Source organism: Leclercia sp. M50, from assembly GCF_037150775.1.
In the GTDB taxonomy this organism is placed as follows: domain Bacteria; phylum Pseudomonadota; class Gammaproteobacteria; order Enterobacterales; family Enterobacteriaceae; genus Enterobacter.
Genome location: NZ_JBBCPK010000081.1, coordinates 1 through 19,999, shown reverse-complemented (window position 1 = coordinate 19,999; position 19,999 = coordinate 1). Strand labels below are relative to the sequence as shown.

General features: G+C 54.8%; 17 protein-coding genes. 4 read left to right on the top strand and 13 right to left on the bottom strand.

What is annotated here, in order from left to right; genetic code table 11:
* Positions 1 to 66: 66 nt before the first annotated feature.
* The 9 genes from nuoI to lrhA all read right to left on the bottom strand — a co-directional run bounded on the left by nuoI (position 67) and on the right by lrhA (position 10,931).
* Positions 67 to 609 carry an NADH-quinone oxidoreductase subunit NuoI gene (gene nuoI, locus WFM46_RS17905; protein ID WP_103180465.1) on the bottom strand — a complete coding sequence of 181 codons (543 nt, stop codon included), beginning with the start codon at positions 607 to 609 and terminating at the stop codon, positions 67 to 69.
* A gap of 14 nt (positions 610 to 623) precedes the next feature.
* Positions 624 to 1,601 carry an NADH-quinone oxidoreductase subunit NuoH gene (gene nuoH / locus WFM46_RS17900; protein WP_336998163.1) on the bottom strand — a complete coding sequence of 326 codons (978 nt, stop codon included), beginning with the start codon at positions 1,599 to 1,601 and terminating at the stop codon, positions 624 to 626.
* Entirely contained in the window at positions 1,598 to 4,321 is a 2,724-nt protein-coding gene (gene nuoG, locus WFM46_RS17895; RefSeq protein ID WP_139156354.1) for an NADH-quinone oxidoreductase subunit NuoG, read from the bottom strand. Before nuoG ends, nuoH begins: the two co-directional genes overlap by 4 nt.
* A 180-nt stretch (positions 4,322 to 4,501) precedes the next feature.
* On the bottom strand, positions 4,502 to 5,839 hold the full coding sequence (gene nuoF, locus WFM46_RS17890) for an NADH-quinone oxidoreductase subunit NuoF (protein ID WP_103180470.1): 1,338 nt from the start codon (positions 5,837 to 5,839) through the stop codon (positions 4,502 to 4,504).
* Complete coding sequence (nuoE, locus tag WFM46_RS17885) at positions 5,836 to 6,336, bottom strand: NADH-quinone oxidoreductase subunit NuoE (protein ID WP_014170998.1); 501 nt, start codon at positions 6,334 to 6,336, stop codon at positions 5,836 to 5,838. The genes nuoF and nuoE overlap by 4 nt, the downstream gene beginning before the upstream one ends.
* 2 nt (positions 6,337 to 6,338) lie before the next feature.
* Positions 6,339 to 8,141, bottom strand: coding sequence for an NADH-quinone oxidoreductase subunit C/D (nuoC, locus tag WFM46_RS17880; protein ID WP_103180472.1), 1,803 nt, complete (start codon positions 8,139 to 8,141; stop codon positions 6,339 to 6,341).
* Between the two features lie 89 nt (positions 8,142 to 8,230).
* Complete coding sequence (gene nuoB / locus WFM46_RS17875; RefSeq protein ID WP_003861482.1) at positions 8,231 to 8,905, bottom strand: NADH-quinone oxidoreductase subunit NuoB; 675 nt, start codon at positions 8,903 to 8,905, stop codon at positions 8,231 to 8,233.
* Positions 8,906 to 8,920: 15 nt separating this feature from the next.
* Positions 8,921 to 9,361 (bottom strand): NADH-quinone oxidoreductase subunit NuoA, encoded by a 441-nt coding sequence (gene nuoA / locus WFM46_RS17870; protein ID WP_103825145.1) that lies wholly within the window; start codon positions 9,359 to 9,361, stop codon positions 8,921 to 8,923.
* 631 nt (positions 9,362 to 9,992) lie between these two features.
* The gene (gene lrhA / locus WFM46_RS17865; protein WP_336998162.1) at positions 9,993 to 10,931 is read right to left on the bottom strand and encodes a transcriptional regulator LrhA; all 939 of its coding nucleotides are present in this window, start codon (positions 10,929 to 10,931) and stop codon (positions 9,993 to 9,995) included.
* A gap of 947 nt (positions 10,932 to 11,878) precedes the next feature.
* On the opposite strand from lrhA, the gene WFM46_RS17860 reads away from it, so the two are divergent.
* Positions 11,879 to 13,093 (top strand): pyridoxal phosphate-dependent aminotransferase, encoded by a 1,215-nt coding sequence (locus WFM46_RS17860; RefSeq protein ID WP_103180475.1) that lies wholly within the window; start codon positions 11,879 to 11,881, stop codon positions 13,091 to 13,093.
* A gap of 93 nt (positions 13,094 to 13,186) precedes the next feature.
* Positions 13,187 to 13,786 carry a 5'-deoxynucleotidase gene (gene yfbR, locus WFM46_RS17855; protein WP_103180476.1) on the top strand — a complete coding sequence of 200 codons (600 nt, stop codon included), beginning with the start codon at positions 13,187 to 13,189 and terminating at the stop codon, positions 13,784 to 13,786.
* 75 nt (positions 13,787 to 13,861) lie between these two features.
* On the opposite strand, the gene WFM46_RS17850 is transcribed toward yfbR, so the two are convergent.
* The 4 genes from WFM46_RS17850 to yfbV form a co-directional block, all read right to left on the bottom strand.
* Positions 13,862 to 15,694, bottom strand: a complete 1,833-nt coding sequence (locus WFM46_RS17850; RefSeq protein ID WP_103180477.1) for an SLC13 family permease — start codon at positions 15,692 to 15,694, stop codon at positions 13,862 to 13,864.
* A 77-nt stretch (positions 15,695 to 15,771) separates the two neighbouring features.
* Positions 15,772 to 16,431, bottom strand: a complete 660-nt coding sequence (locus WFM46_RS17845) for a sugar phosphatase (RefSeq protein ID WP_156654955.1) — start codon at positions 16,429 to 16,431, stop codon at positions 15,772 to 15,774.
* A gap of 11 nt (positions 16,432 to 16,442) precedes the next feature.
* Positions 16,443 to 16,937, bottom strand: a complete 495-nt coding sequence (locus WFM46_RS17840) for a YfbU family protein (RefSeq protein ID WP_103180480.1) — start codon at positions 16,935 to 16,937, stop codon at positions 16,443 to 16,445.
* Positions 16,938 to 17,028: 91 nt separating this feature from the next.
* Positions 17,029 to 17,484: a terminus macrodomain insulation protein YfbV gene (yfbV, locus tag WFM46_RS17835; RefSeq protein WP_103180482.1), complete on the bottom strand. Its 456-nt coding sequence runs from the start codon at positions 17,482 to 17,484 to the stop codon at positions 17,029 to 17,031.
* Between the two features lie 336 nt (positions 17,485 to 17,820).
* Between yfbV and ackA the strand changes: the two genes are divergently transcribed.
* Positions 17,821 to 19,023, top strand: a complete 1,203-nt coding sequence (gene ackA, locus WFM46_RS17830) for an acetate kinase (protein ID WP_114386044.1) — start codon at positions 17,821 to 17,823, stop codon at positions 19,021 to 19,023.
* A gap of 76 nt (positions 19,024 to 19,099) precedes the next feature.
* The coding region (locus tag WFM46_RS17825; RefSeq protein WP_336998161.1) for an AAA family ATPase at positions 19,100 to 19,999 on the top strand (900 nt) is incomplete at its 3' end.

Here is a 19,999-nt window from a genome sequence, read left to right as displayed (position 1 = left end):
CTCGCAGCGTAGCCAGGATGGCGATCAGGCCACAGATATAAAAAGCGAATTCCATTGCCCCTCTCCTTACGGTAACAGGCTCTTGACGTCGATAGGCTTGGCTTCGTTCTCTGCTTCGCCCTTATCTTTGCCGTCGATTGCCATACCCGCCATCCGGTAGAAGTTATATTCCGGGTATTTGCCCGGACCGGAAATCAGCAGATCCTCTTTCTCGTACACCAGATCCTGACGTTTGAATTCACCCAGTTCGAAATCGGGGGTCAACTGAATCGCCGTGGTCGGGCACGCTTCTTCACACAGGCCGCAGAAGATGCAGCGTGAGAAGTTAATGCGGAAGAACTCAGGGTACCAGCGACCGTCCACCGTCTCTGCTTTCTGCAGAGAGATACAGCCTACCGGACAGGCTACCGCACACAGGTTACAGGCAACGCAGCGCTCCGAACCGTCCGGATCGCGCGTCAGCACGATACGGCCACGGTAGCGCGGCGGCAGATATACCGGTTCTTCCGGATACATCCGGGTTTCGCGTTTAGAAAACGCGTGCAGGCCGATCATCCAGATACTGCGTACCTGGGTGCCGAAACCTACCAATAATTCTTTTAAGGTCATGATCTCAAAGCCCCTTATGGCTGCTGCCAGAGAATGACAGCCGCCGTTACCAACAAGTTGACGAGCGTCAGCGGCAGGCACACTTTCCAGCCGAAGGACATTACCTGGTCATAACGCGGACGTGGTAATGCAGCGCGAATCAAAATGAACATCATCATGAAGAACGCGGTTTTCAGCGCGAACCAGATGAACGGCGGTAAGAACGGGCCATGCCAGCCACCAAAGAACAGCGTGACCATCAATGCGGAAACGGTGACGATACCGATGTACTCGCCCACGAAGAACAGACCGAACTTCATACCGGAATATTCAATGTGGTAACCGTCAGCCAGTTCCTGCTCGGCTTCTGGCTGGTCAAACGGGTGGCGGTGACACACTGCCACACCGGCGATAGCAAAGGTAACAAAACCAAAGAACTGCGGGATAACGTTCCAGATGTCGGCCTGGTTGTTGACGATGTCGGTCATGTTGAATGAACCGGCCTGCGCCACCACGCCCATCAGGGAGAGACCCAGGAACACTTCGTAGCTGAGCGTCTGCGCAGACGCACGCATCGCACCCAGCAGGGAGTATTTGTTGTTACTGGACCAGCCTGCAAACAGTACCGCGTAAACCGCGAGACCTGCCATCATCAGGAAGAACAGAATGCCGATGTTCAAATCAGCGACCACCCAGGTCGGGCTGACCGGAACGATAGCAAACGCCAGCAGCAGCGAGGTAAAGGCGATCATCGGTGCCAGAGTAAAGATCACGCGATCCGAGAAGCGCGGGATCCAGTCCTCTTTAAAGAACATCTTGATCATGTCCGCGACCAGCTGGAGTGAACCACCCCAGCCCACGCGGTTCGGTCCGTAACGGTTCTGGAACAGACCGAGCAGACGACGTTCACCAAAGCTCATGAACGCACCGCAGGTGACCACCACCAGCAGGATAACAACCGCTTTCAGGATGCTCAGCAGGATATCGATAAGATCCGGCGTTAACCAACTCATGCTTTTGCCTCCTGCAGGTTATCAAGACGCGCGCCGGCCAGCACCGGGGCGATGCCAGGCATACCCATCGGCAGACCCACCTGCCCTGCTGTCAGACCTTCAGAGATAATCAGCGGCAGGCTGATTGTCTGGCCTTCATAGCTAAAGCTGATGTTCGCGCCCGCGTTCACGCCAAGCTTCGCGGCGTCTGCCGGGTTGAGCTTGATGTAAGGCTGCGGCATGCGGGTCTGGAAGACCGGGGAACGCTGTGACAGCTCGTCGCTACCAAACAGATGGTAGTACGGCGCAATACGCCAGTTGCCCTCTTCTGCCTGGAAGCGTGCCGGAACGGTGGAGAAGAACGCCAGACCGGTTTCGCTGGCTTCAATCAGGCGTACGCCCGGATCGCCGTGGCGCAGAGAACCACCCACTTCAGCCTGGAATTTGTTCCATGCCTGCGGGGAGTTCCAGCCTGGCGCCCATGCGAATGGGATCTGCGAACGTGGCGCAGACGGCTGGTTGTTCCCTTCCATCGAGAAGGCGAACATGGTGTCTTTATCCTGCGGCTGACGCGGTTCGTGTACGCTGATATTGGCGCGCATTGCAGTACGGCCACTGTAGCGATGCGGTTCACGCGCCAGTTTCTGGCCGCGAATGCGGAAGCTCGCTTCCGGCGCCGCATCTTTGATGCCTGCCAGCTGCGGCAGCTTTTCAATAACGGCGTCGATCACGTGGTCGAGCTGCGTCCAGTCCACCTCACGGCTCAGCACGGTGCTGTGCAGGGAGTGCAGCCAGCGCCAGCTTTCCAGCATCAGGGTGGTATTGTCGTAGTAGGCCGGGTCATAAACCTGGAAGAAGCGCTGGGCGCGGCCTTCGTTGTTAATCACCGTCCCGTCGCTTTCCGCGAAGCTTGCCGCAGAGAGCACCAGGTGCGCTTTGTCCATAATGGCGGTGCGCTGATGGTCGATAACCATCACCAGCGGCGCCTTAGAGAGCGCAGCATCTACGCGTGCGGCAGAAGCATGGCGGTGGAGATCGTTTTCAAGTACGACAACGGCATCCGCAGAACCAGATTCCAGCTCACTCAGCGCCTCTTCCAGAGAGCCGCCGCCGATCATACCCAGACCAATGCTGTTTACCGCACGGGCAATCATGGTTACGCCAACGTCGGCGCCACGGCCTTTCAGCGCTTTGGCCACGTTCGCTGCCGCTTCAATGATCTCGCTGCTGCCGGCGTTGGTACCGGAGATGATCAGGGGTTTCTTCGCACCGGCCAGCGCCTGCACGATAACGTCAACTTTGTTCTGCAGATCGCGATCCAGCTCAACGGCCGGGGCACTGCTGTCCAGGCCGTTAGCAATAGCAAAGCCGAGACGGGCCTGATCTTCCACCGGCGCGCGGTAGGTCCAGGCGGCGATGTCGTCGAGACGGGTGTCATCAACGTTGGTCACGAACAGCGGATGCTTCGCGCGCTGACCGATGTTGAGGATAGCCGCGATCTGCCAGTCAGCCACTTTCTGTGCCGCTGCCATTTCACGCGCTTTCCCTTTCACCGCCTGACGAACCGCCAGGGCTGCGCGAGCGCCGGTCTGGGTCAAATCTTCGCCCAATACCAGTACCGCATCATAGGATTCGATTTCGCGCAGCGCCGGGGTATGGATACCGCCTTCGCGCAGCACTTTCAGCACCAGCTGCAGACGTTCCTGCTCGCCCTGGGCGATACCGGTGTAGAAGTTATCCGCACCCACCAGTTCACGCAGCGCGAAGTTGCTTTCGATGCTGGCGCGCGGGGAGCCGATACCGATCACTTTCTTCGACTGGCGCAGAATATCCGCCGCGCCCTGCATCGCCTGTTCAGCGTTCAGGGTGATGAAGTCATCGCCACGGCGCTGAACCGGACGACGCGGACGGTCTTTCAGGTTCACATAGCCATAGCCGAAACGACCGCGGTCGCAGAGGAAGTAGTGGTTAACAGTACCGTTGTAACGGTTTTCGATACGACGCAGTTCGCCGTAACGTTCACCCGGGCTGGTGTTACAGCCCAGCGAACACTGCTGGCAGATGCTTGGCGCAAACTGCATGTCCCACTTACGGTTGTAACGCTCGGAGTGGGTTTTGTCGGTGAAGACGCCGGTCGGGCAGATCTCTACCAGGTTACCGGAGAATTCGCTCTCAAGCGTACCGTCTTCCGGACGACCGAAGTAGACGTTGTCATGCGCGCCATAGACGCCCAGATCCTGACCATCCGCGTAGTCTTTGTAGTAACGCACGCAGCGGTAGCAGGCGATGCAGCGGTTCATTTCGTGAGAGATGAACGGCCCCAGGTCCTGGTTACGGTGAGTACGTTTAGTAAAGCGATAGCGACGGAAGCTGTGCCCGGTCATCACGGTCATATCCTGAAGGTGGCAGTTACCGCCCTCTTCACAGACCGGACAGTCGTGCGGGTGGTTGGTCATCAACCACTCTACCACGCTTTCGCGGAACTCTTTGGCTTCCGCATCGTCGATAGAAATAAAGGTACCTTCGGCGGCTGGCGTCATACAGGACATTACCAGGCGACCACGCGTGTCTTCCGCGTTTTGATATTGCTTCACCGCACACTGGCGGCAAGCACCGACGCTCCCCAGCGCCGGATGCCAGCAAAAATACGGAATATCAAGGCCGAGAGACAGACAAGCTTCCAGCAAGTTGTCCGCCCCGTTGACCTCATATTCTTTGCCGTCTACATGAATCGTAGCCATTAGCATGCTTCCAGTTGTCTCGGTATAAACCGAGCGTTAATCAAAATTCTTTTTACGCTTCATCCTTCAGGCTGCCTCTGCGTTGGCTTCCCTCGCTCACACCAGTCACTTACTGATGTAAGCTCCTGGTCCTCACTCAGTCGCCGCCTTGACGCAGACTGAATGATTTTGCGTAAGGAATTACCAGCGCGCTTTCAGCAGGTTCGGCTGAATCCCATTGATTGAATGGGTATTGCTGAACGGCTGCTTGATGCCTGCTTCGAATTCGTCGCGGAAATATTTAATCGCGCTCTGCAGCGGCTCAACCGCACCTGGCGCATGCGCACAGAAGGTTTTACCTGGGCCCAGGAATCGACACAGTTGCTCAAGTGTCTCGATATCGCCAGGCTGGCCTTCGCCACGCTCAATAGCACGCAGGATCTTCACGCTCCACGGCAGACCGTCGCGGCACGGAGTACACCAGCCGCAGGACTCGCGGGCGAAGAACTCTTCCAGGTTACGCACCAGCGACACCATGCCAATCTCGTGGTCGACGGCCATCGCCAGCGCCGTACCCAGACGGCTGCCTGCTTTACCAATGCTTTCGAATTCCATCGGCAGGTCAAGGTGCGCTTCGGTCAGGAAGTCTGTCCCTGCCCCACCCGGCTGCCAGGCTTTGAATTTCAGGCCATCACGCATACCGCCAGCGTAGTCTTCAAGAATTTCACGGGCGGTGGTGCCGAACGGCAGTTCCCAGACGCCAGGGTTTTTCACGCGGCCGGAGAAGCCCATCAGCTTGGTACCGGCATCTTTACTTGAGGAGATGCCCTGATACCACTCCACGCCGTTGGCGAGGATAGCCGGAACGTTACACAGGGTTTCGACGTTGTTCACGCAGGTCGGTTTACCCCATACGCCTGAGCTCGCCGGGAATGGCGGCTTGGAGCGCGGATTGGCGCGACGCCCTTCCAGAGAGTTAATCAGCGCGGTCTCTTCCCCGCAGATATAACGCCCTGCCCCGGTGTGCACGAACAGCTCGAAGTCGAAACCGGTGCCGAGAATGTTTTTGCCAAGCAGGCCCGCTTCGGTCGCCTCGGCAATCGCGCGACGCAGGTTCTCTGCCGCTTCGATGTACTCGCCGCGCAGGAAGATGTAGCCGCGATAGGCTTTCAGGGCGAAGGCGGAGATCAGCATGCCTTCCACCAGCAGGTGCGGCAGCTGCTCCATCAGCAGGCGGTCTTTATAGGTGCCCGGCTCCATCTCATCGGCATTACACAGCAGGTAACGGATGTTCATGGATTCGTCTTTTGGCATCAGGCTCCACTTCAGACCGGTGGAAAAGCCTGCGCCACCGCGCCCTTTCAGGCCAGCGTCTTTAACCGCGTTAACGATCTCATCCGGCGCCATGCCGGAGAGAGCTTTACGCGCCCCGGCATAGCCGTTTTTGCTCTGGTACTCTTCGAGCCATACCGGCTGTTTGTCATCACGCAGACGCCAGGTCAGCGGATGCGTCTCAGCAGTACGAATTACAGTTTTCATTTGTACTGCTCCAGCAGGTCAGGAATGGCTTCCGGCGTCAGATAACTGTGAGTGTCCTCATCAATCATCATGGTCGGCCCCTTGTCGCAGTTACCCAGGCAGCAGGTTGGCAGCAGGGTAAAACGACCGTCAAAGGTGGTCTGGCCCGGCTTGATATTGAGCTTCTTCTCAATCGCAGCCTGAATGCCCTGATAACCAGTGATATGGCATACCACGCTGTCGCAGTAGCGGATCACGTGACGGCCTACCGGCTGACGGAAGATCTGGCTGTAGAACGTTGCCACGCCTTCGACGTCGCTCGCCGGAATACCCAGCACTTTTGCAATCTCATAGATCGCGCCATCCGGCACCCAACCACGCTGTTTCTGTACGATTTTCAGCGCTTCAATGGACGCCGCACGCGGGTCTTCGTAGTGGTGCATCTCGTGCTCAATGGCGGCACGCTCTGCTTCACTCAGCTCAAAAGCCTCGGTTTGTGGTTGTTGATTCTCGTGCATAATTAGCGGTCCACATCTGACATAACAAAATCGATACTACCCAGATACACAATCAGGTCAGAGACCAGACTGCCGCGAATGGCTGACGGGATCTGCTGCAGGTGCGGGAAGCTTGGCGTACGTACACGGGTACGGTAGCTCATGGTGCTGCCGTCGCTGGTCAGGTAGTAACTGTTGATACCCTTGGTCGCTTCAATCATCTGGAAGGATTCTTGCGCCGGCATAACCGGACCCCAGGAAACCTGCAGGAAGTGCGTGATCAGGGTTTCGATATGCTGCAGCGTGCGCTCTTTCGGTGGCGGCGTGGTCAGCGGGTGATCCGCCTTGAACGGGCCTTCCGGCATGTTGTTGAGGCACTGCTCAAGGATGCGCAGGCTCTGGCGCAGCTCTTCCACTTTCAGCATCACGCGGGTGTAGCAGTCGGAAACACCGCCGCCCAGCGGCACTTCAAAGTCGAAGTTTTCATAGCCAGAGTAAGGACGCGCTTTACGCACGTCGAAATCGATACCGGTGGCGCGCAGGCCAGCACCGGTGGTGCCCCACTCCAGCGCCTCTTTCGCGCCATAGGCAGCAACGCCCTGGGAACGGCCCTTCAGGATGGAGTTACGCAGCGCGGCTTTCTCGTAAGAGGCCAGACGCTTCGGCATCCAGTCGAGGAATTCACGCAGCAGACGATCCCAGCCGCGCGGCAGGTCATGCGCGACGCCGCCAATACGGAACCAGGCCGGGTGCATACGGAAACCGGTGATCGCTTCCACCAGATCGTAAATCTTTTGACGGTCGGTAAAGGCGAAGAAGACCGGGGTCATCGCGCCGACGTCCTGAATGAAGGTGGAGATGTAGAGCAGGTGGCTGTTGATACGGAACAGTTCAGAGAGCATAACGCGAATCACGTTAACGCGATCCGGCACGGTGATGCCTGCCAGTTTCTCAACGGCCAGCACGTACGGCATTTCGTTTACGCAGCCGCCGAGGTACTCGATACGGTCGGTGTACGGAATGTAGCTGTGCCAGGATTGACGCTCACCCATCTTCTCGGCACCACGGTGGTGGTAGCCGATGTCTGGCACGCAGTCGACGATCTCTTCACCATCAAGCTGCAGAATAATACGGAACGCACCGTGCGCGGAGGGGTGGTTTGGACCGAGGTTGAGGAACATGAAGTCCTCGTTGTCGGTGCTGCGCTTCATGCCCCAGTCTTCCGGCTTGAAGGTCAGCGCTTCCATCTCCAGATCCTGCTTGGCTTTGGTCAGCTCAAACGGGTCGAATTCGGTGGCGCGCGCCGGGTAGTCTTTACGCAGCGGGTGACCGGTCCAGGTCTGCGGCATCATAATGCGCGTCAGATGCGGGTGGCCATCGAAGGTCATGCCAAACATTTCCCAGGTTTCACGCTCATACCAGTTAGCGTTCGGGAAGAGTTTGGTGATCGTCGGCAGATGCATGTCGTTTTCAGACAATGCCACCTTGAGCATGATATCCGTGTTGCGGTCTATTGAGATCAGGTGGTAGAAAACGGAAAAATCCGCCGCGGGTAAACCCTGGCGGTGAGTACGCAGACGTTCGTCCATGCCGTGTAAGTCAAACAGCATGACGTAAGGTTTAGGCAGTTTCTTGAGGAAATCAACCACTTCCAGTAACTGCTCACGCTTCACCCAAACAACGGGTACCCCGGTGCGGGTGGCCTGAACAGTAAAGGCATCCGGCCCAAAACGGTTGCGCAGTTCGCCGATGACCGGGTCATCCAGATGATCCCGTGTTTGCCAGGCGGCGTCTTGCGCGGTTAAGTCGGTCATAGTGTTCACCATTGCAAAAGGTCCGTGGTGACTGTTGGGCGTGGCTTCGCGCTATTTGAATAGTGATATGCGAAGGTTATCTCCATGCCCACAGGCGCAAATTAAATTTCGTCTGGTGTCCGCAGATTGGTCACTGCGATACGTTCACCGCGTTTACGCTCGCGCTCAGACTGCATGTTAGCGCGGTACACGCCCTGGTCACCCACAACCCAGGAGAGCGGGCGGCGTTCTTTGCCAATCGACTCCTGCAACAGCATCAGCGCCTGCATGTAGGCTTCCGGACGCGGTGGGCAGCCCGGGATATAAACGTCAACCGGGATAAACTTATCTACGCCTTGTACGACGGAATAGATGTCGTACATGCCGCCAGAGTTGGCACAAGCGCCCATGGAGATAACCCATTTTGGCTCGAGCATCTGGTCGTACAGACGCTGAATGACCGGTGCCATTTTGGTAAAGCAGGTGCCCGCTACCACCATCAGGTCAGCCTGACGCGGAGATGCACGCAGTACTTCCGCACCAAAACGCGCAACGTCATGCACCGCAGTGAATGACGTCACCATTTCAACGTAGCAGCAAGAAAGGCCAAAGTTGTATGGCCAGATGGAGTTCTTACGACCCCAGTTGACCATATCGTGCATGGCATGCTCGAGCTTGCCCATGTACACGCTTTTGTTGACTTCTTGCTCCAGGGGGTCGGTTACGATCTCCTGCTTTTGCAGGGGGTAACGGTCATTCTCACCGTTAGGATCTATGCGGGTGAGCGTATAATCCATCTTATTGCCTCGCTGTTACTGCTGACGATTAGGGATACTGTTTTCCGGGTTGATACGTTCACGGCGTGAACGTGCAGGTGTCCAGTCCAGCGCGCCAATACGCACCAGATAAACCAGACCGGCCAGTAACACTAAAATGAAAATTGCGGCCTCGACAAAGCCTACCCAGCCACTCTCACGAATGGAGGTCGACCATGCGAACAGGTAAAGCGCTTCTACGTCGAAAATGACGAAGAACATGGCTACCAGATAGAACTTGGCAGACAGGCGTAAACGCGCGGTACCTACCGAATCGATACCCGATTCGAATGGCGTGTTTTTGTGCCTTGCGCGGGCGCGACCGCCCAGGAACCAGCCGCCGACTAGCATCAGGCAGCACAGGCCAATGGCAACGATAAGAAAGATTGCGAATGCCCAGTGATGAGCGATGACTTCTGTGGATGTTGACATACTCATTGCTTACTCATCAAAAGTGATACCTGAAACACTGCTCTTTCTGGCAGATGGGCATCACATCGATTCATGGGGAGGAACAAATAACCGTACACTAACTGTCGAAAAATGAGACATAGACAGCAAAATGATGTGGTTTTTTACTCCTTTCTATAACCTTTTGTCAACTTTAACAAAAGTTTCTTCACATTAAATTACATTGATCGAACTTCATTAACATTTAATGCCCTTTACCCTCATTAAGTGTGAGGCGCGTACCTGCGTGGGGGTGTTGAATCGTGTCCGTAATGAACTAATACAAAGATTACCCGCCTATTTTGACAGGATTTGCCGTCGATTCCTCCCCCCAAAGAGGAGTATTTTCTTGATCTGTGACACGCTTTTGTTAATTCAATCAAAAAAACAGCAACATCTTTGCTGCTTTTTTAACATGCCCATTGACATTAGAAAGAACAAGTATAGCGGGGTTTTGGAGAAAGGCAGGATATCTATCAGATTGATAAAACACAAAATTAGCAATGACTTAAATCAAATCTCTGGAATCTCATGCAAAAAAAGAACCACTGTGCGCAGAGGCAGCAGCAGTGGTTCGTTATCGTCTGGACGAATTGTTATCAGATTATTAGGGACCCTTTTACTCGAAATCACTTTCAATGATTACCGAGTCATCCCCTCCTTGTTGAGTCACTGTATTGTACTGCCAGGGGTTATGGTAATCATCCATGGCGCTAAAGATGGTCTGCGCAAGCTCGTTGTTACTGGCCGGATTATGGCACAACAGATATTCCGTATCCGGCAGCGCGGGCAATCCGTCCGCTTTGCCTAACACACGCAAATCGGGGCTCATCATCTCCACCGGGCGTGCCGTTACGCCGAGGCCCGCTTTTACCGCGGCGCGGATCGCAGGCAGTGTGGAGGCGACATAGGCCATTCGCCATGGGACATTGGCGGCATTGAGCGTAGCCAGCACAACGTCGCGAAACGGGCTGGGCTCGTCCAGCAGGACTAACGGCACCGGCTCGCCGCGCTGCAGCGTGAACTCGGCGGCGCAGTACCAGTGTGTCGGCGAGGTGCGCAGCGTCAGACATTCGAACTGGCTGGTACGATGGGTGGTCACCACCAGATCGACCTCCTGCTCCTGCAACATATCAACCATAAAGGCGTTGCGTTTCACTCTGACATCAAGAGCAAGTTTCGGGTAAACCGAACTGATGCGATTGAGCAGGAACGGCAGAATGGTGTCGGCCGACTCGTCAGAGGCGCCTAATGTTAAGACACCCTGCAGGTTGCTAAACATTAATGATGAACATGCTTCATCATTGAAGCGCAGGATTTTTCTGGCGTAACCCAGGAGCTGAATACCATGCTCCGTTAACAGCTTATTGCGGCCATGACGGGCAAAAAGCTCTTTACCGACCAGTTGTTCCAGTCGTTGCATTTGTTGGCTTACTGCGGACTGGGTACGGCAAACTGCCGCCGCAGCAGCAGCAAAGGTGTTCAGATCGGCGACCGCCACAAAGGTTCTCAGCAGATCGAGGTCGAGATTCAGTATCGGACGATTTGCATTAATCATATCTTTTCACTTACAGGTTGCTCGTACGGAGCTGCCCCGGGTTTAAGCTGTGTGCGTAAAAGTAATACAGTTCCTTCTGAACGAAATCCGCTGACGTCCCGGTCTGGCAGGGGCCTGCATAATGTAATTGTGCTGGTTATATCAGTGGTCAGAAACAACTTATCTGACGTTATTTTTATTCTCAAAATCGTTCGAGATATATAGGTATTTGCCGGATGATGTAAATTCGATTAAAGAAGATGCATATCCAACGTTAACTTTATCGCAGTACAGGTTGAGCGGCAATGGTATCGCTTAACTTCTCAAGGCAGAGATAATTCCAGCAATTACAATAAACTATTAAAGGTCCAGGCATCAAGGCCTGCTGTGACCTGTTATCTTTCATCGCTAAACCCGGCATACATCTTACCCTAAAACCTTTTTCTTTATAAGCCTTATTGCAAATCCTTTGATTTAACCTGAATGGTAACTAGCTAAACTAATTTTATTAATATTAACGAAAGTTGCGATTTCGTCTTTATTTAGAAATAAACAATAATTGAAACCGGACTTAATGATTAATAATACTTAACATTAATTTCACATGAGCAACGTTAATATAAAAAGGCAGGAAAGCGAATACCAGTGAGTTTCATTCAGCTTTTACGAAAAATCACTACAGGAAACTGTAGCACCACCAGCGCAAGCCGCTCAATTCCCCCCTTTTTTACAGTGTAAAATCCATATTAAAACACCCACAACAGGACAAAACACCAACAAAAACCAAAAATACATACGTTAAAGTGACTAACCCATTAAAAAAGAGTTAAAAGATTCAGGGCAAAGCGGCAGCAATGCACAAAATCTTCTTCTGCCAACGCTTCAAAATCGGGCGTTCGAGGAGTACATTGTTTCGTGCTGACTTCCACGGCAGGACGTCGCAATAACAGTGAAAAGGTCAAAGATTCATGTCACCCATCGAAAAATCCAGCAAGTTAGATAACGTTTGTTATGACATTCGTGGCCCGGTTCTTAAAGAGGCAAAGCGTCTCGAAGAAGAAGGTAATAAAGTACTTAAGCTCAATATCGGCAACCCGGCGCCATTTGGTTTTGATGCACCGGATGAAATTCTGGTTGATGTGATTCGCAACCTGCCGACGGCGCAAGGCTACAGCGACTCCAAAGGTCTCTACTCTGCGCGAAAAGCGATCATGCAGCACTATCAGGCGCAGGGTATGCGCGATGTGACTGTAGAAGATATCTACATTGGTAACGGTGTTTCCGAGCTGATTGTCCAGGCGATGCAGGCCCTGCTGAACAGCGGAGACGAAATGCTGGTTCCCGCTCCGGACTACCCGCTCTGGACTGCGGCCGTGTCCCTCTCCAGCGGTAAAGCGGTGCACTACCTGTGTGACGAATCGGCTGACTGGTTCCCGGACCTGGATGATATTCGCGCCAAAATTACGCCGCGCACCCGCGGGATCGTCATCATCAACCCGAACAACCCCACCGGCGCCGTCTATTCCAAAGAGCTGCTGCTGGAGATCGTCGAGCTGGCCCGCCAGCATAATCTGATCATCTTCGCGGATGAGATCTACGACAAAATTCTGTATGACGCCGCGCAGCACCACTCTATTGCCGCGCTGGCACCGGATCTGTTGACCGTCACCTTTAACGGCCTGTCAAAGACCTATCGTGTTGCGGGCTTCCGCCAGGGCTGGATGGTGCTGAACGGACCGAAGAAACACGCCAGAGGCTATATCGAAGGCCTTGAGATGCTGGCCTCCATGCGTCTGTGCGCCAACGTTCCGGCCCAGCATGCGATCCAGACCGCACTGGGTGGCTATCAGAGCATCAGCGAATTTATCGTGCCGGGCGGGCGTCTGTATGAGCAGCGGCAGCGCGCGTGGGAGCTGATCAACGATATTCCAGGCGTCTCCTGCGTGAAGCCAAACGGCGCCCTCTATATGTTCCCGAAAATCGACATCAAACGCTTCAACATCTTTGACGATCAGAAGATGGTGCTCGACTTCCTGCTGCAGGAAAAAGTGTTGCTGGTACAGGGAACGGCATTTAACTGGCCGTGGCCGGACCATGTTCGCATCGTAACGCTGCCGCGTGAAGATGAGCTGGAGATGGCCATCAGCCGGTTCGGACGCTTCCTCTCCGGATACCATCAGTAAACGATAATCGGGCTGCCACAGGCAGCCCGATTTGCATCTCACCGCCCCTCCCCTCACAATGAAACCTGTCGCTGTGCAGATTTAAGGTAACTTATGAGTCAGAGTCATTTCTTCGCCCATCTTTCCCGACTGAAACTGATCAACCGCTGGCCGCTGATGCGCAATGTGCGCACCGAGAACGTTTCCGAACACAGCCTGCAGGTAGCGATGGTCGCCCACGCGCTGGCCGCCATCAAAAACCGTAAGTTCAATGGTCAGCTAAACGCCGAACGTATCGCGCTGCTGGCGATGTACCACGATGCTTCAGAAGTGCTGACGGGCGATCTGCCCACGCCGGTAAAATACTTCAACTCGCAAATCGCCCAGGAGTACAAGGCGATTGAAAAAATCGCCCAGCAGAAGCTGGTCGATATGGTGCCGGACGAGCTTCGCGATATTTTTGCCCCGTTAATAGACGAGCAGAGCTATAGCGAAGAGGAGCACTTCATTGTGAAGCAGGCCGATGCGCTGTGCGCCTACCTGAAGTGTCTGGAAGAGCTCTCTGCCGGCAATCACGAGTTTTTACTGGCGAAAACGCGTCTGGAGAAGACGCTCGAAGCGCGCCGTAGCGAGGAGATGGACTACTTCATGGAGGTGTTTGTCCCGAGCTTCCAGCTCTCGCTGGATGAGATTAGCCAGGATTCGCCGTTGTGAGTTATGCCCGGCGGCGCTTCGCTTGCCGGGCCTACGGTTTCCAGGCAGCAAGCTTAGCGCCGCCGGGCAAAACTGTCAGAACGGGAACAACATCGGGATCATCACTACGCACACCACCATCACCAGGATCGTGAAGGGCACGCCAAGCTTAACGAAATCGCTAAAGCTGTATCTTCCCGGCCCCAGCACCAGGGTGTTAACCGGTGACGACACCGGCGTCATAAACGCCGCGGAAGCGGCCATCGCCACCATCATGGCGAACGGATAAGGTGAAACTCCCATCGATTTCGCCATCGCCAGCGCAATGGGCGCCATCAATACAGCGGTTGCGGTATTGGAGATAAACAGTCCGATCGTGGCGCACATAACAAACAGGCACATCAGCATCATGTATGGGCCATAGCCGCCGCCGAGCTCCATCAGACCTTTCACCACTAAATCGACACCGCCAGTTTTTTGCAGCGCCAGCGCAAAGGGCATCATGCCGACGATCAAAATGATGCTCGGCCAGTGAATCGCTTTGTAAGCGCTTTCAGCGTCAATACAGCGGAATTTCCCCATCAGCAGACAGGCAATGATCGCCGCCACCGGATTGGGGATTTCGTCGGTCAGCATCAGAGCGACCATCAGCACCAGACAAAAAATGGCGTGCGGTGCCTGGCTATGGGCAGGGGATGCATCGCTGACCTCGACAGGCAGGTTGAGCACCACAAAGTCTCGCCCTCTCTGCCCCAACTGGGTAATCAGCTTCCAGTTACCCACCACCAGGAAGATATCCCCCAGTTGAAGGGGCTCATCCACCACCGAGCCGTTCATCGCCTCGCCGTCGCGCTTTAACCCCACGACGTTCAGACCGTACCGGGTACGAAAGCCGATTTCGCGAATGGTTTTGCCGAGCAGCTCCGACTCAGGGATCAGCGAGACCTCGGCCATCCCCACATCCAGCGCCTGATCGGAGAAGTACTCCCCGCGCAGGACCATCGGCTCCAGCAGCTGTTCGCTGCAAAATTCGCGCAGATCGACCTCTGCCGAAGACATATCAATGAGCAACACGTCACGGGCGCGAAACTCCGATACACCGTTTACGTTGACGATAACCCGACGAAAACGGCGCCAGCGCTCCACGCCGATGACGTTGGCCCCGTAGCGTTCGCGGAGTTTTAAATCATCCAGACGCTGCCCAATCAGCGGTGAACCGGGGCGGATCGCCAGACGGCGGGCCCGCCCGGTGAGGCGATACTCTTTGATCAGATCGCGAAACGTGCGGCGCTTCCAGCCGTCGCGGGTTTTATCCTGCTTTTCGCTTTTCAGGGCAAAGCGGGTCAACAGCATATAGACAATGCCCATCACCAGGACAACCAGCCCCAGCGGCGTCACGCTGAAGAAGCTGAAACCGTCCAGGCCTTCACGCAGCAGTTCACTGTTTACCACCAGGTTTGGCGGGGTCGCCACCAGCGTCATCATGCCGCTGATAAGGCCGGCAAAGCTCAGCGGCATCATCAGGCGCGACGGCGAAATCTGCATGCGCATGGAGACGCTCAACACCACAGGAATGAAAATAGCCACCACACCGGTGGAGCTCATAAAGGCCCCGAGTCCGGCCACGGTGAGCATCAAAAAGACCAGCATTTTGGTCTCGCTGTTGCCCGCCACGCTCACCAGCCAGGTACCCATGCTGGTTGCCACGCCGGTCCGCACCAGGCCGTCGCCGATGATAAACAGGGCGGCAATGAGAATCACGTTGGGATCGCTAAAGCCTGAAAAGGCTTCCGGGAGGGTTAAGGTGCCGCTCAGCACAAAAGCGACGATCACCAGCAGCGCCACAGCATCCATGCGGATTTTGCCGGTTGCAAAAAGAAGAATGGCGATAAGAAGCAGGCTTAACACCCAGATGAGTTCACCGTTCACAACAGATCCTTGTCAGAAAAGAGTGCGTCAGATAGTGCCATAAAAAAGCCCCAGCAATGTGGGGCTAAATCATGTGATTACATTTTCCGGGTGACTGTTACATTCCCGTCGGGCTCGCGGCTGACGGCGAGTGCCTCCAGCGTGGTAAGCACAAAATCCGCCTCATCCAGACGCGGCGAGTTAGCGGGGACATTGACGGCAATGACGTGGCTTCCGGCATTGAGTCCCGCCAGCACGCCGGCTGCGGCATCTTCTACCACCACACACGCTTCAGGTGCCAGCCCCAGCAGCTCCGCGCCCAGTAAAAAGGCATCGGGCTCTGGCTTGCCGCGCTTGACCCGCTCCGCGGTGATAAAGACTTCCGGCAGCGGCAGGCCTGCCGCTTTATGACGCGCATGAGCCACAGGAACCGAACCGGAGGTGACGATAGCCCAGGGGATCGCCGATTCATTCAGATGGGTGAGCAGCGCCTGGGCCCCCGGCAGCGCGGTAATACCGTCGGTATCGGTGGCCTCGACCTGCTCAAGCCAGCTGAACTCCGCCTGAATTTCCGCTTCACTTTTTCCCTGGAGAAAGTGCCGTAAAGAGGTTATGGCCTGTTTGCCATGGATAAAATTCAGTACGTCCTGATGGTCGATGCCATGTCTGTCGGCCCAACGGCACCAGGAGCGTTCTACAACCGGTAGCGAATCGACCAGCGTACCGTCCAGATCAAACAGAAAACCTTTACACTGCACATCTACCTCCGTCAGGCATTAATAATTTGTTGGATCTCGTTACTGCTCAGGTGGTACTGGCGAGGACAAGCGTGCCATACGCTGAGCATGCGCTGGTATTTTTCCCACATCGGGGTCTGGGCATTAAAGCCATGCGTACCGGCATCGAAATGGGTATAGCGTCCTTCGACATTGACCATAAAGCGGACATAGCTCAGGTAACGGGATTCAGTGGCCGCATCAAAACCCAGGAAGGTGACACGACGTTCGTCGATGCTCTGGGCATCTTTCAGGTTGGTCCAGGAGACATGCAGGGCGTGATACATCTCCATGATGTCGATGACGATGCGGCAGGTCTCTTCTTTCAGTTCGCCAAAGTCGCGATCCAGCTCGCGCATCTGTAAACCAAAGCCACGTTCGATGATAGTCTGCAAGCGGCGATAGCGCTCTGCGTTGTCGGGATCAAGCATAGTCATCATTTTGTACTGATTGGACAAAATAAGACGTTGAGCGTGGGTCATTTCCATCTTTCGACTCCTGTTGCGCATGGCAGCTTTAAAAAAGACACGGTAACGGTGGGTTACTGTGCCTTCTTTTGGTCATCGTTTCGATGATCAATCACAAGTCATCAAGGAATGTTTTATCAAGTTGCTTGAATGCCCGCTTCAGCGTATCAGCCAGCGCCTGATAATCGGGTTTCCCCTCTACCGGCGCGAGCGCCTGACCAGCATCCTGCAATTTGCCGCGCACCTCATAGAACCAGGACAACACGGATGGCGGCAGCGGTGTGACCGAGCGTTTGCCGAGCCACCACAGCCCCTGCATAGGCAGACTCAGGGCAAACAGCGCGGTAGCAACAGCAGGACCAAGCTGTCCGCCCAGCGCAATCTGCCAGCACAGAGTAAAGACCGCGAGAGGCGGCATCAGGCGGATAGCGTGACGGGTGGCGCGGATCACCCGGTTTTCAATAAAGACGGGCGCCAGGCGCTTTTCCAGTGGCCACGTCTTTGCATAGTGCTGTCCCCGGCGAAACAGGCTAAAAAAGCTCACGGATGGATTCTCGGGTGTCGACATGGCTTACCTCAACTTCACATATAAAATTTAAAAAATTCGTGCAAAACCACAACTGCTCATGACAACGTTCAAAAACTTTTGTCAGCGCTACCCAGTATCGGGTATCCTGTGCCGGCCTGCAAAGGCCCTAGACGAGGAACGTTCACTCGTCAAATTATCGCACATTATGCCATTGCCGGAAAAATGCGCAAAATGGCATAAAATCATATGTATTCTTTTCGTCATGCCAGAATGTCCTTCGGGCATGATGTTAATCATAAATGTCAGCGATATCTTGCGCTACGATCCTTGACTCACTGACGTTTTTTTAGCCACGTATCAATAATAGGTACTTCCATGTCGAGTAAGTTAGTACTGGTTCTGAACTGCGGTAGCTCTTCCCTGAAATTCGCCATCATCGATGCGCTCAACGGTGAAGAGTACCTTTCTGGTTTGGCCGAATGTTTCCATCTCCCTGAAGCACGTCTGAAGTGGAAAATGGACGGCAGCAAACAGGAAGCGGCTTTAGGTGCAGGCGCCGCTCACAGCGAAGCGCTGAACTTTATCGTTAACACTATTCTGGCACAAAAACCGGAACTGTCCGCCCAGCTGACCGCAATTGGTCACCGTATCGTTCATGGTGGCGAGAAGTACACCAAATCTGTGGTCATCGATGACAGCGTTATTCAGGGTATTAAAGACTCAGCCTCTTTTGCACCGCTGCATAACCCGGCTCACCTGATCGGTATCGCTGAAGCACTGAAAGCCTTCCCGCAGCTGAAAGACAAGAACGTGGCCGTATTTGATACCGCGTTCCATCAGACCATGCCGGAAGAGTCTTACCTCTATGCCCTGCCGTATAAACTGTACAAAGAGCACGGCGTTCGTCGCTATGGCGCACACGGCACCAGCCACTTCTACGTCACGCAAGAAGCAGCAAAAATGCTGAACAAGCCGGTAGAAGAAGTGAACATCATCACTTGCCACCTGGGCAACGGCGGTTCTGTTTCTGCTATCCGTAACGGCAAATGTGTTGATACCTCCATGGGTCTGACCCCGCTGGAAGGCCTGGTCATGGGTACCCGCTCCGGTGATATCGATCCAGCGATCATCTTCCATCTGCACGATACCCTGGGTATGAGCGTAGAAGATATCAACAAGATGCTGACCAAAGAGTCTGGCCTGCTGGGTCTGACCGAAGTGACCAGCGACTGCCGTTACGTTGAAGACAACTACGCCGAGAAAGAAGACGCGAAACGTGCAATGGATGTTTACTGCCACCGTCTGGCGAAATACATCGGCTCTTACACTGCGCTGATGGACGGTCGTCTGGATGGCGTGGTCTTCACCGGCGGTATCGGTGAGAACGCGGCAATGGTGCGCGAACTCTCCCTGGGCAAACTGGGCGTGCTGGGCTTTGATGTTGACCATGAACGTAACCTGGCCGCGCGCTTCGGTAAGTCTGGCTTCATCAACAAAGAAGGCACCACGCTCGCAATGGTTATCCCAACCAATGAAGAGCTGGTCATCGCGCAAGACGCGAGCCGTCTGACTGCCTGATTCCCCACCGCCAGCAATGCTGGCGGTGCTGTTTTGAAGCCCGCCCGTTTTCGGCGGTAACGAAAGAGGATAAATCGTGTCCCGTACTATTATGCTGATCCCGACCGGAACCAGCGTAGGCCTGACCAGCGTCAGCCTCGGTGTTATCCGTGCGATGGAACGCAAAGGCGTTCGTCTGAGCGTGTTTAAGCCAATCGCTCAACCACGTGCTGGTGGCGACGCACCAGACCAGACCACCACTATTGTTCGTGCAAACTCTAACCTGCCAGCCGCTGAACCGCTGAAGATGAGCCACGTTGAGTCTCTGCTCTCCAGCAACCAGAAAGATGTGCTGATGGAAGAGATCATCGCTAACTACCACGCTAACGCCCAGGATGCGGAAGTGGTACTGGTAGAAGGCCTGGTTCCGACGCGCAAGCATCAGTTTGCCCAGTCTCTGAACTTTGAAATTGCCAAAACGCTGAACGCGGAAATCGTGTTTGTGATGTCCCAGGGTACCGATACCCCGGAACAGCTGAAAGAGCGTATTGAGCTGACCCGCAGCAGCTTCGGCGGCGCGAAAAACAGCAACATCACCGGCGTGATTGTTAACAAACTGAACGCACCGGTTGATGAGCAAGGCCGTACCCGCCCTGACCTGTCCGAAATTTTCGACGACTCGTCCAAAGCAAAAATCGTGAAAATCGATCCGGCTAAGCTGCAGGAATTCAGCCCGCTGCCAGTGCTGGGCGCGGTGCAGTGGAGCTTCGATCTGATCGCCACTCGTGCTATCGACATGGCGCGTCACCTGAACGCCACTATCGTGAACGAAGGCGATATCAATACCCGTCGCGTGAAGTCCGTGACTTTCTGTGCGCGTAGCATTCCGCACATGCTGGAGCACTTCCGTGCAGGTTCCCTGCTGGTTACCTCCGCTGACCGTCCTGACGTGCTGGTTGCAGCCTGTCTGGCCGCAATGAACGGCGTGGAGATCGGT

Bases quoted from the DNA above. Each gene is read 5' to 3' on its own strand.
- nuoI (WP_103180465.1), bottom strand. From the start codon at position 609: ATGACCTTAAAAGAATTATTGGTAGGTTTCGGCACCCAGGTACGCAGT.
- nuoH (WP_336998163.1), bottom strand. From the start codon at position 1,601: ATGAGTTGGTTAACGCCGGATCTTATCGATATCCTGCTGAGCATCCTG.
- nuoG (WP_139156354.1), bottom strand. From the start codon at position 4,321: ATGGCTACGATTCATGTAGACGGCAAAGAATATGAGGTCAACGGGGCG.
- nuoF (WP_103180470.1), bottom strand. From the start codon at position 5,839: ATGAAAACTGTAATTCGTACTGCTGAGACGCATCCGCTGACCTGGCGT.
- nuoE (WP_014170998.1), bottom strand. From the start codon at position 6,336: ATGCACGAGAATCAACAACCACAAACCGAGGCTTTTGAGCTGAGTGAA.
- nuoC (WP_103180472.1), bottom strand. From the start codon at position 8,141: ATGGTGAACACTATGACCGACTTAACCGCGCAAGACGCCGCCTGGCAA.
- nuoB (WP_003861482.1), bottom strand. From the start codon at position 8,905: ATGGATTATACGCTCACCCGCATAGATCCTAACGGTGAGAATGACCGT.
- nuoA (WP_103825145.1), bottom strand. From the start codon at position 9,361: ATGAGTATGTCAACATCCACAGAAGTCATCGCTCATCACTGGGCATTC.
- lrhA (WP_336998162.1), bottom strand. From the start codon at position 10,931: ATGATTAATGCAAATCGTCCGATACTGAATCTCGACCTCGATCTGCTG.
- WFM46_RS17860 (WP_103180475.1), top strand. From the start codon at position 11,879: ATGTCACCCATCGAAAAATCCAGCAAGTTAGATAACGTTTGTTATGAC.
- yfbR (WP_103180476.1), top strand. From the start codon at position 13,187: ATGAGTCAGAGTCATTTCTTCGCCCATCTTTCCCGACTGAAACTGATC.
- WFM46_RS17840 (WP_103180480.1), bottom strand. From the start codon at position 16,937: ATGGAAATGACCCACGCTCAACGTCTTATTTTGTCCAATCAGTACAAA.
- yfbV (WP_103180482.1), bottom strand. From the start codon at position 17,484: ATGTCGACACCCGAGAATCCATCCGTGAGCTTTTTTAGCCTGTTTCGC.
- ackA (WP_114386044.1), top strand. From the start codon at position 17,821: ATGTCGAGTAAGTTAGTACTGGTTCTGAACTGCGGTAGCTCTTCCCTG.